This is a genomic window from Lactiplantibacillus dongliensis (assembly GCF_005405105.1).
Lineage (GTDB): Bacteria > Bacillota > Bacilli > Lactobacillales > Lactobacillaceae > Lactiplantibacillus > Lactiplantibacillus dongliensis.
In genome coordinates this window covers 1-17,747 of the sequence record NZ_BJDK01000051.1, presented here as the reverse complement: position 1 = coordinate 17,747, position 17,747 = coordinate 1, and the positions used below count along the sequence as shown (strand labels likewise).

The following is a 17,747-nucleotide window of genomic DNA, read 5'->3' as shown; positions in this document are numbered from 1 at the left end:
CTGAAAATACTAATATCCGACCCCACAGACCTTTTGTATCAAGGTGTGTGGTCTGTTTTTGTACTTTCAACCTTTAGACACTAACGCTAAGTTCCGAAAGTACCCTTCCATTAAAGCATCAATGACTGATAACGCCAAGACCTTGCGTCATGGTACGGCTTGGGATGCTAATTATTATGCCGGTACGTGGCGCGCAAATGCGAAGACGTATCAAAAAGCAACCGCCGCTTTGTCATCACGTTACTCCACGAATTCAGCGTATGGTCAACAATTGGACCGAATTATTGCCACTTGGAATCTGCATAAACGTTTCGATAAGAAATATGCCGCAGCAACTTATACGCCTTACAAAGCCTACACCATTATGAAGTCGTCGAACCATAAGATTTATTCACATATTGTTAACACTCGTGGCGGAATTACCTCGCGCTCGAGTAAGACGTATGCTGACCAAATCGTGTCGATTGATATGAAGGGGACCAAGACATCTGGCGCCAAGACTTGGTATCGAGTTAAAGCTGGTACGAAGAAGGGCTGGATGACTAAGGGTGCGGTAATGCATACGAGTCCGCTCAAAGCTAATGTTATTGCGGCACATAATAAGTTGTTCAAGCCAGCAGTGAGAACGCAAGCGAAGACAGCAGACAGCAGTAGTAGCAGTACGACCAACGCTGTTGCGACGAGTCAAGCAGCGACGAGCAGTCAGGCTAGCAGCGATGAGAGTCGTACTAAAGAAACCAGTAAAACTGACAGCAGTTCAACGAGCAGTAGCCAAACGGCAGCATCAAGTACTGCGACGACTGCCAGTGAGACTACTGAAACTGAAGATTAAACAAGTAAGTCTGGTGTAAAAGCCAGGCTTTTATTGTGGGTTATGAGTGCTTTAATCGGTTGCTAATGAGCCTCAGACCGTTTTTCAGACGGGAAACGGTCGGCATCAGCGGTAATCGGAGACGACGACCTACTTGGCGGTTAATTTAGTTTTAAGCTTCAGGTGGATGCTTGACGCTAATCGGGTTCTCTAGTAACATGAAGCAGTTAGTAATATCGAAAGAAATAGCGTGTCGTGAATCGCTTATAATTAGGAAGTATTTAAAATGACAACTGATTACAAAATTAAAGTGCAAAATGTGACGAAGGAATTCGACTTATTTAAAACGCGTTCTGATCAATTAAAGGCGTTCTTTTCGCTTTCCAACCAAAAGATTCCAGAATTTTGGGCGCTGAAAGGGATCTCACTAGAAGTGCAAGCGGGTGAAACTCTTGGCTTAATTGGGGTCAATGGTTCCGGTAAGTCAACGTTATCGAATATTATTTCAGGCGTAATCCCACAAACGACCGGGATTGTCGATGTTCGTGGGGATACCTCGATCGTTGCCATTAAGTCTGGATTACGTGGTCAATTAACGGGGCTTGAAAATATTCGATTGAAAGCTTTGATGATGGGACTCACGAACCAAGAAATCGATGAGATGCTTGATGACATCGTGGCTTTTGCGGATATCGGTGATTTCTTGTACCAACCCGTTAAAAGTTATTCATCTGGGATGAAATCACGGTTGGGGTTCGCAATTGCCGTCCACATTAATCCGGATATTTTGATTATTGATGAAGCGTTATCCGTTGGTGATGATACGTTCTATCAAAAGTGTGTGGAAAAGATCAAGGAATTTAAAGACGAAGGCAAGACGATTATCTTCGTCAGTCATTCTTTAAAGCAAATTGAAATGATCTGTGATCGGGTTGCTTGGATTCAGTATGGCGACTTGAAGCAGATTGGGGCGACTGAACCAGTCGTTAAGGAATATCGGAAGTTCATTAAGATGTTCAAAGCGCTATCGAAGAAAGACAAGCGCAAGTATCAACGGGATGCTAAAGAGAAGCAAAAGAACTTTGATATCAAGGCCTATCAAGAAAAGATTACAGCGGAACGGCAACAAGCCGAACCAGATAATCAGCATGTGGCGCGCGATGTGCAACGTGACTTTTATAACAGTGTCATTTCTGAAACAATGCCAATGCCAACGAAAGTCTTTTCATGGGCGCTGTTAATCGTTTTGATCTTCTTGATGTTGGTTAATGTTTCTGGTCATTCGCTTAAGAGCGTGGTGGCTAATCCGTCATCGATCTTACACCCCACCACGACCTTAGTTGGTCCGGGGGTAACGAAGTCAATTAAATAGCGAGTTGAATGGATCTCGATTACGATGGTAGTCGAGATTTTTTGTTACTGTGGTATTAAAATAGTTATCATGATTTATTAGTTGAACTAATTTAACGGATTAACCGCGAATCCAGTTAACACCGCTGATGAATCGCTTTCATAGAGGCGATGAATTGATTAACCGTGCTTAAATATCAATTTATCTATCAATTTTTGATAATTTTTCTATTTATTTTCACTAACCATTGACAACGCTTTCAATATCGCTTATTCTAAGCATGTAAGGTATTTAGTTACCTTCTAATCAATTCTCTTTCTCTCTTATGCCGACCACTATCTTTGGATAGTGGTTTTTTTGTGCAACAAAAAAACGGTTGCGCCAGCTGTAGCAACAATCGTTTTGTTATTAAAGGGTTAAGCTTGCGGTAAGTTCAGTGGGCATCACCGGTTTACTGTAAAAGTAACCTTGATGAATATGTACCCCGTATTTGGCGGCTAGTGCTTGATCTTGCTCGTCTTCGATACCTTCTAAAATCATGGTTAAGTGATGTTGATGGGCTTGCTTAGCCCAAAAGTCTAACTGTGCCGGAATTTTTTCAGGAATCCCGCTCATTCGTAGATTTTGCATCGCAAACTTGATTTTATCAGCGTATGGTAGAAAGTCTTTGATATTAGCATAGGTGTTAGAGCCGGTGCCGACATCATCGAGATCAAGTTTCATATCGTGCTGATGGAGGACCTGGCTATAGTGGCGCATTTGTGCCAACGTTGGGGCTTCCGTCAATTCAATGGCTAAACGGACTGGTTCGATCCGCGACTTTAGCTTAATGAGGGTGTCCAAAGTATCAGCTTGTTCAAATTGCGCGCGATTAAGGTTAAAGGCGAGAAATTGATGTGATAGATTGGCGCCTAATTCGTGAACAGCCTGTTCAATGAGTTGGGCTTGTTCAGCGATGGATAGCGCTAGAAAATTAGTTGGCACCCGCCAGCCCTCGGATTCAGATTTACGTAATAAGGTTTCGTAACCATAAACCTGATGCTTTTGGACATCAATTTGTGGTTGCACAAAGAATTTAAAAATAATGCTCTCCTCCTAACGCCTGTTTAATGCTGTTTCCAGGTTCGTTAATTTATTTAACCTTATTGTATGATAAATGAAACTTGCGTGCAATTAATTTGCGACAATCTTGGCAATATAATGGTCGAAACGCCTGAGTTATCGACCGACACTTAAGGACCGTGACTTTTTTGACACGTCAAATATTGCCCGCTATACTAAAACTTGAAGTGAGGGATTAATTTGAAAAATCATGAAACGTTAGATTTGATTCAAGAAATTACCCGCAATGACGGGACAACTTATATGGAGCTCGGTAATATGCTGATGAATGGCCGCGCTGAGCTGGCGGCTGAACGTGGCTTCATCAAGCAAGTGCGGATCTTGCAGTTGAATATTCCACATTCTGTGCATGTCGCCGCTTATCAACAATACATTAACGAGAATTTTGAAATTCCAACTGAAGCGATGGATCATTGGGAAGAATGGACGAAGACGCCGGAGATGCAGACCGAAGTTGATACTGTTTTAAAGGAAAATCATATTGGTTAAAGGTGGTTGGACGTTATCCTATTGGGATGACGTTTTTTTCTGGATAGCTGGGGTCGTAGCCGTACAAATTCAACGAAATATGGTAATGTAGACCAAGTTTCTTGAAGAGAGGACCAAGCTAGTGAGAAAAGAATTGTTACAATTTATCCAGACGCGATTTCAAACGAAGTTTCGGTTCCGGAATGAGTTTGAAACCGTGTTAACCTTAAAGATTTTACTGCGGCTGATTAATGAACATCCCGAAAGTCTGTTACTAACAAAACACGATGTTGAAGCGATGGTTGGTCAAACATTGGATGATCCAGTGTTGCAACGGGAATACTTCCCGCAGCGGTCGATGACGCTGTTAGAAACGGCGCTCGATAATTTGAGTACCTTGAGTGTCATCGTTCAACAGTCAGTGGGGCGGGTTCGCTACCCGTTGTTTCACAGTATTCAGATTGACCAAGTCTGTGAACGGATCGTGTTTAATTTAAGTGTTGACGTGTTGCCCCAATTAAACGTATGGTCAACCGAATTAGTCCAAGGATAGGAGCCTTTATTTTGAGTAATGCCATTATTGAGTTGTTAAACCAGCATCGTACCCAGCGGAACTTTACTGATCAGTCGGTCAGCGATGCCACCTTAGCCCAGATTATCACCAGTGCCCAACAAGCCCCAACGAGTCAGTATTTACAAGCGTATAGCTTAATTGAAGTGACCAATCCCCATGTCCGGCAGCAGTTGGCGACGATTACGACCCGGTCGACGGTCGCCACGCAAGGCCGTTTATTGGTGGTCTTAGCGGATCAACAACGCAACGTCCAGTTAGCCGCTACCCCGGCGGCTAAGCGCGCCTTAACCGAATTAGACCGGTTTATGGGCAGTGTGGAAGATGCGACGCTGATGACTGAAGCGATGGTGATGGTTACTGAAAGTTTGGGGCTAGGGAGTGTTGTTTTAGGCTCAATCAATAATGATACGCAAGCCGTGATTGACTTATTACAGTTACCAGCTTTAACGTTGCCTGTCTTTGGCTTTCAAATTGGCTATCCAGCGACGCAGCCAGAAAAGAAACCCCGGCTAGGGTTGGATGCCATCTTATTTAAGGATCACTATGCGCAGCCGGCAAGTTATCAAGCTGAGTTGACTAAGTTTGACCAAACGCTACATGCTTATTACGAGCACCGCAGTAGTGGTGCTCGTGAGGAACATCTAGCTGAGATGACACGGGCAGCTTTAGGTACCGCGGCTAAACGACGTGACTTCTTAAAGATTGCGCAACGACAAGGCTTCTTACCGGAAATTGGAGATTAGTTGCCAGTGTGTTGATTAGATAAAGTTAAGCCTGTGCTCACTGAATCAATTTTCAGTGAGTTTTTTTGGCTGGTTTACGGTGGATAGTTGGCTAAAAATTAAAAAATGATGAGAGCTTCGTTGATCGTTTAGTGTGAATTCCTTCATATTAAGTTGATTCAGGCAATGACCCCTAAGTAATAAACAATATTAGTATAAGTGGCTTATAGTTGGCATAAATTAAACGATTTGTTAAGCTTAGCTTGTTACTGAAGCTTAACAAAGGAGGACCACTTATGTTTTATGACCAATCTAAAGCAGCTGTCTTGGCGGACTTAAAGACCAACCGGCAGACCGGCTTAACGAGTATGAACGCGCAACAACGGCTGACGACAACTGGCAAGAATGAATTGCCAGTCGTGCCGCCGACCCCGATTTGGCTCGTTTTTTTGCGCAGCTTTAAAGAACCGCTCGTGATTATCTTACTATTAGCGGTCACACTGTCATTAGTCAGTGGCGGTTATGACTTAGTTCAGACTGGTGATGTGCAACATGCTTGGTCGTCCTTCTATGAAGCGATTGCAATTATGATTTTGATCTTAATCAATAGTGGTTTATCAGTCTGGCAGACAGCAAATGCTCGCAAATCGTTAGCGAGTTTAAAAGCGATGAACAATCATCAAGTTGCAGTCTTACGGGATGACAATTGGGATAAAGTCGCGGCGAATTTATTAGTACCCGGCGATATTATCAGCGTGAAGACGGGAGATTTTATTGAAGCCGATGTACGCTGGCTTAAAGTCTCAGAGTTAGCCGTTTTGGAAGCCCATTTAACCGGGGAGTCGTTGCCGATTGACAAACAGGTCGAGCCAGTGTCAGCGGATACGGATTTGGGTGATCGTAAGAATATGGGCTACTCGGGGTCAACTGTGACGAACGGTAATGGCTATGCTGTCGTTGTGGCGACCGGGGGACAAACGGAGCTGGGCAAAATAGCCGGCTTATTAAAAGACACCCCAACCCAATTAACACCCATCGAAAAGACTGTCAATGGATTGACGCGCAAGTTGATGTTGGTAGCAGGCGGCATTGTCTTGTTCACATTGCTGGCCGGAACCGTGAAGACTTGGTTGACGACCGGGAGCTTCTCGTTTGCGAGCTTCGCGGCTTTATTGTCGACCGCAATTGCCTTAGCGGTGGCCGCAATTCCTGATGCTTTGCCAGCAGTTCTCTCGATCGTTCTAACGATTGGTGCGACTGTTTTGTCAAAGAGCAACGGTTTGATTAAGTCGTTGAATAGCGTTGAAACTTTGGGGGCGACGACGCTTATTGCCTCGGATAAGACCGGAACGTTAACTAAGAATGAAATGACCGTGACCCGCTTTTTTGCTAATGGACAAGACTTTGAAGTTGAGGGTCGTGGTTATGAACCATTGGGTGAGATTGCCCCGGCGGACCAACTAGGTGCGGCGCAAGCGTTTATAACGGCAAGTATTTTAGATAATGAAGCAACGGTAGCTAAGAATGAGCAGGGGAGTTATGTGCCCTTTGGTAATCCGACTGATGTTGCCTTAGTGGTGTTAGGACAAAAAGCAGGCTTCGAACGGGCGGCCTTGCTCGATCAGTCTGGGGCAAATGATGTTGATATTTTGCGGCTGTTTCCGTTTGATAGTACGCGAAAGATGATGAGTGTTGTCATTAAGCAGGGTGACCAGTACAAGGTTATCACTAAAGGGGCGCCCGATGTCTTGTTACAACACGCCGACTATTTAGCAATGGCCGATCAGTTAGTCCCCATCGCAACTGGGCGCGCGACCTTTGTGTCGAAGATTGAAGCCTTTGCAGCTGAAGCGTTACGGACGTTGGCAGTGAGTGAACGGATCATTACTGCTGATGAGGCGCTACATTTACCGATGGCTGACTTGGAGCAACATCTGACGTTACTAGGCTTGGCTGGGATTATCGATCCGCCGCGCGAAGAAGTCCGCCATTCAGTGGCGACCTTGCAAGCAGCAGCGATTAAGGTGGTGATGATCACTGGAGATCATGCTAAAACGGCCCAAGCGATTGCGGCTAAACTAGGGATGCTGGACCAAACAGCTCCGGCTGCCCAAGTGTTAGAAGGTCGTGAAATTGACCAATTGAGTGATGATGAGTTGTTTGCACGGGTCCCTGATGTCCGCGTCTATGCGCGGGTTTCACCAGCACACAAGCAACGAATTGTGCGACAGCTGCAACGCCAAGGTGAAGTGGTGGCGATGACCGGGGATGGTGTGAACGATGCCCCAGCGTTACGAGTAGCGGATATTGGTGTGGCGATGGGCATAAACGGAACGGACGTAACCAAAGAATCGGCGGATCTAATTTTGATGGATGATAAATTCACCACGATTGAACATTCCGTTGAAGCCGGCCGGACGATTTTCACCAATATCAAAAACTTTATGCGTCACGAATTAACGACCAATGTGGCCGAAGTCTTGTCGCTGTTACTCGGGTTATTGTTGATTACCCATGATATCGGTCAGGTCAGCAGTAATACACCGACGTTGACGGCGTTGATGGTCCTGTGGGTCAATATGGTCAGCGATGCCTTACCGTCGTTTGCCTTGGGGTATGACGTGCCGGAAGGGGATCTGATGCAAGTGCCACCCCGGGATAGTCAAGCCTCAATCTTGGCTGATGGCCTATTGGGCCGTGTCTTATTACGGGGAACCGTGATGGGAGCCGTTGTCTTTGTTGCCTTTATCTGGTCGGCCAATAGTGGTCTGTCGGTAGAAGCGTCGCAAACGGTGGCCTTTTTAACCCTGGTCTTTGGCCAGCTCTGGCACGTGTTCGATGCCCGGAGCTCCAAAACATTGTTCCATCGCAATCCGTTTAGCAATTCTAAACTGGTTATGGCTGTGGCATTTTCAGCTGTAAGTTCGTTATTGGTAACGATGTCGCCATTCTTCAATGACGTGATGGGCACCGCCCGGTTGAGCAATGGCGTGTACGCAATGGTAATCTTATTACCGGCAGTGCCAGTACTAGTGATTTCAGGCATTAAGGCTTGGTGGCTGGCCCGTTAAAAATGATAAATGCATCTAGTTTAATTACGCACAATTGTATTGTACTATCTATTTGGAGGGCTGCTTGATTAATAATAAAATTAAGGAAGTTTTAGATGGATAAATTTATTAAGCGACTATTTATTGTGGTTGTACTGATTTTTATCTTGTTAATTTGTTTAGGGTTCATTTACTTTTACTGGTAATCGTATTTTCCCTCCAAAAATTTATAAATATAAAGGCCTAATAACATGAACTTAGAAAGTCCACATTATTAGGTCTTTTTTGATTTAATCAGCTTGATAAGGGGTGTGTTTGAACATTTGTGCCGCTTTAACGGCCGTTTGCCAGCCGGCGTACAAGTTATTCCGTTCAGCAGCACTCATCTGTGGTGAGAAGTGGTCACCATCTTTATGTGAGGCTTTGATCTCATCTAAGTCAGACCAGTAACCAACTGCGAGTCCGGCTAAGAAAGCGGCCCCTAGCGCAGTAGTCTCTAAGTCAGCAGCGCGTTGAATCTCAACATTGGAGATATCTGCTTGGAATTGCATCAACAGATCATTGCGCGCGGCCCCACCGTCAACTTTTAGCGTTGGAATTGTCATATCAGCGTCTTTTTGCATCGTGTCGATGACGTCGCGAGATTGATAGGCCAATGATTGTAAGGTTGCTTTGACGAAATCTTCACGCGTCGAGCCGCGAGTTAGACCAAAGACCGAACCGCGGGCATTGGAATCCCAGTAAGGCGCACCGAGACCGGTAAAGGCGGGCACGACATAGATTTCATTATGATTATGCGAAGCCCGGGCCATTTCTTCAGATTCGGGGGCGGTTTCGACTAAGCGCATCCCATCACGTAACCATTGAATCGCGGAACCGGCCACGAAGATCGAGCCTTCCAATGCGTAAGTCACTTTGCCATTGAGGCCATACGCAATCGTGGTCAGTAAATTATGATCGGACAATTGTGGCTTTTCACCGATATTCATAACGGTGAACGCCCCAGTCCCATACGTATTTTTGACCATCCCGGGTTCAAAGGCCATCTGACCAAAGAGGGCAGCTTGCTGGTCACCAGCCATTCCGCTGATAGGCACTTCGCTACCATAGAAGTTATAGTCCTTGGTGGAGCCATAAACTTCGGAATTAGACCGGACGTCCGGCAGCATCTTGCGTGGGATGTTCAAGAGTTCCAAAATCTGGTCGTCCCAAGTTAAGTTGTGAATGTTAAATAACATGGTCCGACTGGCATTGGAGTAGTCCGTCACATGAACTTGGCCACCGGTTAACTTCCAGACAATCCACGTGTCAATCGTCCCAAATAAGAGGTCACCTTTTTCAGCCCGGGCTTGGGCGCCAGGAACATGATCTAAGATCCAGCGAATCTTCGTGGCGGAGAAGTAGGCGTCGGTAATCAGCCCGGTGTGTTCGTGAATCATGTCACCGGCCCCATCAGCAATTAATTGATCCGCTAACGGCGCGGTTTGGCGTGATTGCCAGACGATGGCATTGTAAATCGGTAAGCCGGTCTTTTTGTCCCACACAATGGTGGTTTCGCGTTGGTTAGTAATCCCAATTCCTTTGATCTGGTCAGGACGAATCCCAGAGTCGATAAAGACGTTAGCAATCGTTGATAAGACTGCGTTCCAAATCTCGTTGGCATTATGTTCAACCCAACCAGGTTGGGGAAAGTATTGTGGAAATTCACGTTGCGAATCAGCGACTTGTTTACCCGCATGGTCGAAGATGATCGCCCGGGTACTAGTTGTCCCTTCGTCAATCGCCATGATGTATTCTGCAGGCATAGTATTCCCTTCATTTCATGAGTTATTTTAGTCGTATTGAAAGCGCTTTTAATTGAACGCTATTTATGCTTAAGATTAGCATGATTTGTTAGATTTGTGAATAAATATAAGGAATTTAATAAATAAGCACTAACGTCAATTACCTGACAATTAGTGGGACATTGGTCAGTCGACAAGCTAGACCAATTAAACCTTTAGGGCAGGGTTGTCAGTGTCAATAGAAGACACTTTGGTGATTATCAGGCTGCTTGCTGGAATAACCAGCGCGTGAACAAATAATTGAAAAATAGACCAATATGAATATAATAAGGCCTTAACTAATTGTTGGATAGGTTTCAGGTCACATAATGGAGGCGACGCGCATGCAAAAAAGACGTTTCTTTTTGAAGGGGTCATTAGCCGAAAGTCGTTGGTTGAATCGTCAGGCCCACCATGGCTGGCAGTTGACAGCTGTCAGGGGCTGTCATTATCAGTTTAAGCCCGCTGAGCACGTTGTAACGGTGATGACTGAATATGTACCAGTTGACGCATTAAAACCATTAGCAGCGCAATTTAAGCCGTTAGCGAGCTATACCTATGAACGGCTGGAAGTTGGTGTCGTGTATACTGGGCAACCGGTTATTGGTCGACGAGTCGTCACGGCTGATGACAAAGAACGCTTAAAAGTCACGCGCTGGGCACGTGATTTAGCGATTAACTCGATGAACGCGTGGGTCATTGGGTTGTGGTTACTAATGTGTGCCGCCGTTTTCGGGAGTGCACAGGGTAACGCCAATGCGGTCTTAACAAACTTGTTATTAGGTGCGCTGGGAATTGGTGGCGGGTTAATGTTAGTGGGCATGATGATGGGGGGCCACTTAGCCTTACGCTATCATCGGCAAGTCCGCCAGTTGATACAACGGACGGGTGACCGGCAAGCGACTTGGCAGCCGACCTTGCATATCCAATTTCACCACCAGACCCAAGCCCCAGATGTCAGTGGCTTAACAAAGTTAGGCAAGTGGCTACCGACGATGCATAATCAACGCGGTGATTATTATTTTGATTTGCGCACGAACTTAAGTCCGATTGAAATCCGTAATGAATTGCAAAAACAATTGCACTATCAAGACTTTACGGTGATGTCATGGTTGGGATTATTAACGCCGGTTAAGTAGCTGGTGATTAACGATGTGCACTTATTGTCAATTATCAGTAGTCTTTATGCTTGGTGCTAGTTGAAATTGCCGTCCGCCAGTTGGTTCCTAAAATGCTGGAACGCCGTGGGCCATTTTGAAGCCAAGCTTGAGGTCTTCAAAACTGACCTTGGCCTAAGTCCGAGCAGACCACTCGCACTAAGGCCAATGACACGGCTGAGCATTTTAGGAACCAACCTCTCGGCTAAGTGATGGGTTAAATAATTTAAAATTTATTGATAATTTGTCAGTAATTAACGTCGGGCGGGCCAGAATTGGCTCAGTGGTGTCGTTTATCTTAGTCGTGGTTTTTCGACTTAGATAAAGCCCGGCTTTCGAGACCGTACTATGGCTCGAAAACGCGGCCACCACGTTCCAGCCGATTCTGGACCAACCAGAGTGGCAAATTAAACTAACTAGCACTAGGTTCCTTATGCTGTAAGCCTAGCTGTAATAGAAATGAGAAAAAGCAGTGAAAAATTAAAAAATGATTGTATTTTAATGGCATGATGTGTTATAACTATTGAGTAGCAAAATTGCCCGGTAGTTCAGCGGTAGAATAATTGACTGTTAATCAAGAGGTCGCTGGTTCGATCCCAGCCCGGGCAGTCAGTCAATATTAGTTGGTTTGGCGGTATCTCACAATTGAGATACCGCTTTTGTGGCCAGTGACGTGGTTCGCAAAACCATCAAACTTTCTTCATTAAATCAATATGAAAAAGTTTCCTGACAAACCTTGACTATTCTTGACTAACAACGTATACTTACTATATAAAAGTAAGTGTTAAAATCACTTACTGCAAACTTAGGAGGAATTCATCGTGACAGTAAACTTATATTATTCAACATCTAGCAAGTCAAGCCGTAGTGCACGGGCATGGTTGGTTGCTAATGGCATTCCCTTCAATGAACGCGATATTATTGCAAACCCGCTAGATCGCGATGAATTGAAACAGATCCTCCGGCTAACGGAAAACGGCTTCGAGGACATTGTTTCAACGCGGTCCAAGGCTTTCAAGGCATTGCACGTTGACTTGTCAGAATTAGGCTTCAATCAGCTGTTAGATTTATTAGTCGAAAAACCTCAACTTTTAAAACGACCAATCATTTATGATGGACGTCGTTTACAAATCGGTTATAACGAAGAAGACATTCGGGCATTTTTGCCACGTTCAGTGCGTAAGTCAGAATTACGTGAGATTCAACAAAAGCTATATGATGACGACCAACAAGCAGTTGGGTAGGCATCGAGAGCGAGAGGATTGTGCCCAGGCATGATCCTTTTTTTGTTATAAGCGAAAAATTTGGCAGACCACGTTAAATTGCGTACAATTGGTATAAACAAAGATGAAGGGCGGGGTAACCATGAGTGAAGCTGATCAAGCGGCATGGGCAATCCAGGAGTTAAAAAAACTGCAAACACCGGCAAACCAGGCGGTGATTACAGGGATTATGAAAACAATTGATGACCAGCAAGCCGAGATTGAGAGTTTGCGTGGCGCAATGGAAGGGCAATTGTGGAGTCCAACGAGTTGGCATCAGGATCAACAAGACCAGCATAAGCGCTAGCGCCGGTTAGATAAAAACAGTCGCAAGTGAAAACCTCAATTAAGGGGTATTCACTTGCGACTGTTTTTTGTTTGCTAATAAAGGACTAGTCAAAAGTTATTAATCAGGACGCTATCAATCCCTGGCGATTAACGCCGGAGGGGCCAGAATTGGGTCATCAACGCGGCTACCAAGTTGATGACCCAAGCTAACTAGCTTCAAACTTGTTGACATGAAGTTCAGATCATTCACTAACCTTACTATTCTGTTCTGCTAACGCAGTGAGGTGCTCAAAGAGGACGCCTTCGCGTAAGCCATTTTGTGAGAAGATCATACGGTCAGAATCTAAATAACGCATTAAGGTAATCGCCGGTACCATCCCACCGACAATAATGTCGGCACGATCCTTGGCCAGACCAGGAATCTTAGCCCGGCCCTCAGCATCTTGGGTGAGGACCGCATCGAAGGTCTTGTAAATGGCCGTATCTTTCAAACGATAACCGTGAATATCTTCAAAGTCGAGAAAATTATTTTGTCGCCGGTTGATTTTGGCTAAGGTCCGATTGCTGCCACCTAAACAGACTAAGGGCAGGTTGAGCCCGTTGCGAAGCCACCAAACGCTGTTGAATAATTTATCAACGAAGGTCATGGCTTTGAACAACGCATTGGCCGGCACCGCGCCGTCTAATTGAAACTTCTCTGATAAACTGACTGCACCGATGGGTAAGCTGACTAAGTGCTTGGCTTGGCCGTTGACCATTAAAACTAATTCACAACTACCGCCGCCGGTATCCATCATGACACAATTGGTGGTTGGTAAAGTGTTAACGACACCTAAATAGTCATAATAGGCTTCAGTCGTCCCAGGAATCACTTCGATATCTAAGCCGAGCTCAGTCTTGACTTGTTTCAAGAATTTTTTCTGATTAGTGGCTTTACGGGTTGCCGCGGTCGCTAATGCTTTTAACGTCAGGTTAGGCAATTGATCATAGACGGTTTTAAAGGATTTCAAAGCGGCAATGGTCCGTTCAATTGCCGCTGGCTGCAAGGTTGGCAGCTCAGTCGCGTTTTCATTCTCAGATAAACGTACCATTTCTTTCAGTCGATGAGTGACCGTATAACCGCCATCATCATGAATCTGGGTCACTGTCATGCGACAAGAGTTAGACCCCAGATCAATCACTGCAAAGTTTTCCATACTTATTGATCGCCTCCATCATCGTGTAAGGGATCCGGTTCATTCTTCGGACTCATCATTGGAATAAATTGATGCGCGGTACTTGTCGGGGTCGGGGTGGCATGATCAGCCGCCACCCGCTCTTCGGCCTGCTTGATGAAGGTCGCTTGAGAATCCAAGCTTGGCAAGCCGCGCCGATCACACTTCAAGAAGGTATCGTCTGGTTGTAAAATTCTAGTCTTAACCGTATCGTGCCACATCGTCTCGAAGATAGCCATGGCCCGTTTGCTGATCTCGGGTTGCAAGAGTGGGAAGAGTAGTTCAACCCGGCGATTCAAGTTCCGCGTCATCATATCAGCACTCGATAGGTAAATCTGCGGTTCGCCGTCGTTACTAAAGTAGTAAATCCGACTGTGTTCCAATAGACGCCCAATGATTGAGTGTAACTCGATATTATCAGAGATCCCCTTGATGCCAGTCTTTAGACAGCAAATACCGCGTACGATTAATTGAATCTTGACGCCAGCATGGGAAGCTTCGTAGAGTTTGCTAATAATTTGTGGATCGGAGAGCGAGTTCATCTTCATCTTGACGAGGGCTGGGCGCCCCGCCTTCGCAATTGCAATCTCTGCATCTAACTTTTCATTAATGAAGTCGCGAATGCCATCCGGTGAAATGTGCAATTTGTGGAAATAAGGTGGTTCGGAATAACCGGACAACATGTTGAAGATATTGGAGGCATCAATCCCCATATCGGTATCAGCGGTAAAGAGGCCGAGGTCGGTATAGAAATGGGCGGTCACATCGTTGTAGTTCCCGGTACCCATGTGCATGTAGCGCTTAATACCTTCATTTTCGCGCCGAACGACTAAGGCCAATTTGCAGTGAGTCTTCAAGCCAATCAGCCCATAAATGACGTGGCATCCCATTTCTTCCAGCTTTTTAGCCCAATGGACGTTATTTTCTTCATCGAAACGCGCCTTAACTTCCACCAAAACCGTGACTTGTTTTCCATTCTGCGCGGCTTGGCCCAAGTATTTAATAATCGGGGAGTCGGCAGAAACGCGGTAAAGGGTCATCTTAATGGCTAAGACGTTCTTATCTTCAGCGGCTTCGTGAATGAAGTCCACAACGGGTTGGAAATCATCGTATGGATATTGCATGAGAATATCATGGTCTTTGATTAAGTCAAAAATTGACTTTTCCCGATAAACAGCGGGGTAGTAAGCATGATATTTCGGATAATTCAAATCATCATGGCCGGTCACTGCCTTGACAAGCTTGGATAAGAACGTCAAGTTTAGTGGCCCATTGACCACGTAGAGTGAGCTTTCAGTACTGCCCAAAGCTTTGGATAGCCGGGTACGTTGGTGTTTGCTCATGCTCTTTTCAACTTCTAGGCGCATGACTTTCCCACGTTCCCGCATCTTAAGTTGTTTCTGGACTTCTTTGAGTAAGTCAGATGTATCTTCTTCGGCCACGTCTAAGTCCAGGTCACGAATCACACGGTAGGCGCTGGTCTCCTTAACGGTGTAGTTAATGAAGAGGGAGCCAACAAATGCTTTGATGATATCTTCGATTAGGATAAACCGATTTTCAGCACCGGGTAAGACGACGACCCGGGGGAAAACATCGGGAACTTGCACGGTCGCAAATTTGCGGTCTTTTTTATTACCATTTTTATAAATGCGTAACGCGATATTTAACGTATTATTGCCGATAAATGGGAACGGCCGCGATGAATCATCAGCCATTGGGGTTAAGGCCGGATAGAGTTCATCGTCAAAATAGTTTTTAACGAACGTATATTGTTCACTCGTCAAGTCCGCCATGGTTAATAAGCGAATATCGTGTTGTTCGAGTAACGGTAGTAGCGAGCGATTCAAGGTGTTGTACTGGCGTTTGACCATTTCATGCGCTTCGGCACTGATAGCGGCAACTTGGTCACTCGGTGTTAGGCCGGCTGGGTCTGGCTTGGTATAGTTGACGGACATTAATTTACGTAGTGAAGCAACCCGGACGGTGAAGAATTCATCGAGGTTGCTTTGGGTAATACCCAAAAAGCGAACGCGTTCCAGCAAGGGATTTTCCTTGTCGCGAGCCTCTTCTAAGACACGATAGTTAAAGTCCATCCAGCTGAGTTCACGATTGGTGTAATAACTTTCCTTATGATAATTCATCATTAACGTACCCCCCGACGTTTAATTACAGGTGTCAGGCCAAAGACCTCCTTGAAGAATTCGGCCTTTTGCGAGAACACCCAGTTTTCTAGAAATAGGTCATCATGTGAGAAACAAGTAATGATGACTTTTGGATTCTTAATTGAAACGGAAATCTTCGTAATCTTCTGTTGGCGGCCATCGTCTAAGGCATCCGCAATGCGTAAGATGGCGGATAACTTAGAGATGACGAGGCGTTGTTCAAGCGTCATATGTTCAAAATGTTTAATATCTTTAGATGGTGTCTGCGCACTATGATAGCGAGCAATCGTGGCGATGATTTGTTTTTCATCGTTTGTTAAGCCCGTGATTTCCGTTGCCCGTAAGATATAATCTGAATGCATATAGTGTTGATGCGGATCAATGTAGCTGCCAACATCGTGGACAATCGCGGCGACTTGTAATAGTAGTCGGTCACGTTTGCCTAAGTGATGCAGCGGTTTGAGTTGATCAAATAGATGCAACGAGAACTTAGTGACGAGGTCACGATGTTTGGGTTCAACGTTATAGCGATTGGCTAAGTTGGTTGCTGCCGTCACAATCTGATCATTGAAGTTATACTTCTTATAACCTAGCTTGACGGCCTCTTGAATGATCAGGCCGTCTAAAACGGTGACGTTGCCCAGCCAGATGGTTTCGGCATTGGTCAATTGTAATAGTTCGTTGATTAACAAGAGTTCGGGCACAATAAAGTGGACATCGTTCTCATCAACTTCGTACTTATCCATTAAGTACTGGTCGGAGGCGTTAATGACATCATTGTAAAGGGCTTGAAAGTCAGCCTTCGTCATTTCGGTCACGCCAGCTTTAGTGGTTTGTTGCTGAAAGAGGTTCGAAAATGGCGCGACCCCCAACATGACGACGTTACTAGGCTGGTGGTTAGTCGCCGGTAGAAAACGGCCAAAGTCGGCAATCTCGCTAGAAATGTAGTCATCTAAGACTTCAACGTAGTTAGGCACCGTCGATTGGAGGTCTTCCAAGACTTCGGCGATGCGGACGGGGCCTAAGCGCAGGCTACGTGAAAAGCTAAAGTTACCATGATTGTAATGTGAAATGCCGACGCTCCCAGAGTTAATGCCTAATAAGTAAGTGGGTTGTTGAATAACTTGCTTGAACTTGGGAAAGTTGACCGCAACGGCCGCTGACCGCAAGTAAGTTTCTTGACTGTTAGACAACCAGTCAATCTTGAGCCCGGTTCGGACGAGTAGTTGATCTTGAATATAATCCGCATTATCTGCGGTCGACAGTGACCATGATCCCCATAAATGATAGTCTTCAACGCCATAATCATGAATGATTTGAATAAAGCCGGTTAGGGCTTGGGTCGCTTGTTCGACCGAATCATAATCAATTGTGTGTTGATCATAGATATCTTCCCCGAGGGACACATCCGAGTGTACGCGTTCGACTTGCTTTAAAGTCCGCAAGTTAACGATGGAAAGCTCGATGCTTTGTACATTGATCATCATAATGCCAAAAAGTTTTGCTGCCATGGTTATCCCCCATTTGTTTAATTGATGTGGCTGATGGTTAAAGTTGATTTACCGCGCTTTAAATCGGTTTCTTTACACCTTCAATTTTAACATACGCAAATTGAGGGTGATTACTGTTAAAAAAATAAATTAGTTTTTCATGAGTGGCTGTTTGGTACTAGGGTCCGTTTGAAAACTACTTAAGTAAAATACAAATTGAGGCAACGTATACTGCTGACAGAAAGACGTGCGC

14 protein-coding genes and 1 tRNA gene are annotated in these 17,747 nt (G+C 45.2%); 10 read left to right on the top strand and 5 right to left on the bottom strand.

Annotation, left to right across the window (positions count from 1 at the left end):
* Positions 1–58 precede the first annotated feature (58 nt).
* Together FFM80_RS13870 and FFM80_RS13865 are read left to right on the top strand one after the other, a co-directional pair.
* Complete coding sequence (locus tag FFM80_RS13870; RefSeq protein ID WP_137641342.1) at positions 59–832, top strand: glucosaminidase domain-containing protein; 774 nt, start codon at positions 59–61, stop codon at positions 830–832.
* Positions 833–1,097: 265 nt separating this feature from the next.
* Positions 1,098–2,183: an ABC transporter ATP-binding protein gene (locus tag FFM80_RS13865; RefSeq protein WP_137641341.1), complete on the top strand. Its 1,086-nt coding sequence runs from the start codon at positions 1,098–1,100 to the stop codon at positions 2,181–2,183.
* A 387-nt stretch (positions 2,184–2,570) separates the two neighbouring features.
* Here FFM80_RS13865 and FFM80_RS13860 read toward each other — a convergent pair whose 3' ends face one another.
* Complete coding sequence (locus tag FFM80_RS13860) at positions 2,571–3,230, bottom strand: EAL domain-containing protein (protein ID WP_307722464.1); 660 nt, start codon at positions 3,228–3,230, stop codon at positions 2,571–2,573.
* A 234-nt stretch (positions 3,231–3,464) separates the two neighbouring features.
* Between FFM80_RS13860 and FFM80_RS13855 the strand changes: the two genes are divergently transcribed.
* From FFM80_RS13855 to FFM80_RS13840, 4 genes are all read left to right on the top strand, one after another.
* Positions 3,465–3,773, top strand: coding sequence for a hypothetical protein (locus FFM80_RS13855; RefSeq protein ID WP_137636000.1), 309 nt, complete (start codon positions 3,465–3,467; stop codon positions 3,771–3,773).
* 121 nt (positions 3,774–3,894) lie between these two features.
* A complete protein-coding gene (locus tag FFM80_RS13850) occupies positions 3,895–4,305 on the top strand; it encodes a hypothetical protein (protein WP_223877376.1) in 411 nt (136 codons plus the stop codon).
* An 11-nt stretch (positions 4,306–4,316) separates the two neighbouring features.
* A complete protein-coding gene (locus tag FFM80_RS13845) occupies positions 4,317–5,069 on the top strand; it encodes a nitroreductase family protein (RefSeq protein ID WP_137641339.1) in 753 nt (250 codons plus the stop codon).
* 275 nt (positions 5,070–5,344) lie between these two features.
* Positions 5,345–8,119: a cation-translocating P-type ATPase gene (locus FFM80_RS13840; protein WP_137641338.1), complete on the top strand. Its 2,775-nt coding sequence runs from the start codon at positions 5,345–5,347 to the stop codon at positions 8,117–8,119.
* A gap of 269 nt (positions 8,120–8,388) precedes the next feature.
* Here FFM80_RS13840 and glpK read toward each other — a convergent pair whose 3' ends face one another.
* The gene (glpK, locus tag FFM80_RS13835; protein ID WP_137641337.1) at positions 8,389–9,903 is read right to left on the bottom strand and encodes a glycerol kinase GlpK; all 1,515 of its coding nucleotides are present in this window, start codon (positions 9,901–9,903) and stop codon (positions 8,389–8,391) included.
* Positions 9,904–10,265: 362 nt separating this feature from the next.
* Between glpK and FFM80_RS13830 the strand changes: the two genes are divergently transcribed.
* From FFM80_RS13830 to FFM80_RS13815, 4 genes are all read left to right on the top strand, one after another.
* Positions 10,266–11,060, top strand: coding sequence for a hypothetical protein (locus FFM80_RS13830; protein WP_137641336.1), 795 nt, complete (start codon positions 10,266–10,268; stop codon positions 11,058–11,060).
* A gap of 555 nt (positions 11,061–11,615) precedes the next feature.
* Positions 11,616–11,687, top strand: a tRNA-Asn gene (locus FFM80_RS13825).
* A 212-nt stretch (positions 11,688–11,899) separates the two neighbouring features.
* Positions 11,900–12,322 carry a Spx/MgsR family RNA polymerase-binding regulatory protein gene (locus FFM80_RS13820; protein ID WP_137641335.1) on the top strand — a complete coding sequence of 141 codons (423 nt, stop codon included), beginning with the start codon at positions 11,900–11,902 and terminating at the stop codon, positions 12,320–12,322.
* Positions 12,323–12,443: 121 nt separating this feature from the next.
* Positions 12,444–12,647 (top strand): hypothetical protein, encoded by a 204-nt coding sequence (locus FFM80_RS13815; RefSeq protein ID WP_137641334.1) that lies wholly within the window; start codon positions 12,444–12,446, stop codon positions 12,645–12,647.
* 223 nt (positions 12,648–12,870) lie between these two features.
* On the opposite strand, the gene ppx is transcribed toward FFM80_RS13815, so the two are convergent.
* Genes ppx through FFM80_RS13800 form a run of 3 tightly spaced genes read right to left on the bottom strand, consistent with a single transcriptional unit; the run spans position 12,871 to position 17,515 of the window.
* Positions 12,871–13,824, bottom strand: coding sequence for an exopolyphosphatase (gene ppx, locus FFM80_RS13810; RefSeq protein WP_137641333.1), 954 nt, complete (start codon positions 13,822–13,824; stop codon positions 12,871–12,873).
* Between the two features lie 2 nt (positions 13,825–13,826).
* Entirely contained in the window at positions 13,827–15,983 is a 2,157-nt protein-coding gene (locus tag FFM80_RS13805; protein WP_137641343.1) for an RNA degradosome polyphosphate kinase, read from the bottom strand.
* A gap of 2 nt (positions 15,984–15,985) precedes the next feature.
* Complete coding sequence (locus FFM80_RS13800) at positions 15,986–17,515, bottom strand: Ppx/GppA phosphatase family protein (protein WP_137641332.1); 1,530 nt, start codon at positions 17,513–17,515, stop codon at positions 15,986–15,988.
* Between the last annotated feature and the right edge of the window lie 232 nt (positions 17,516–17,747).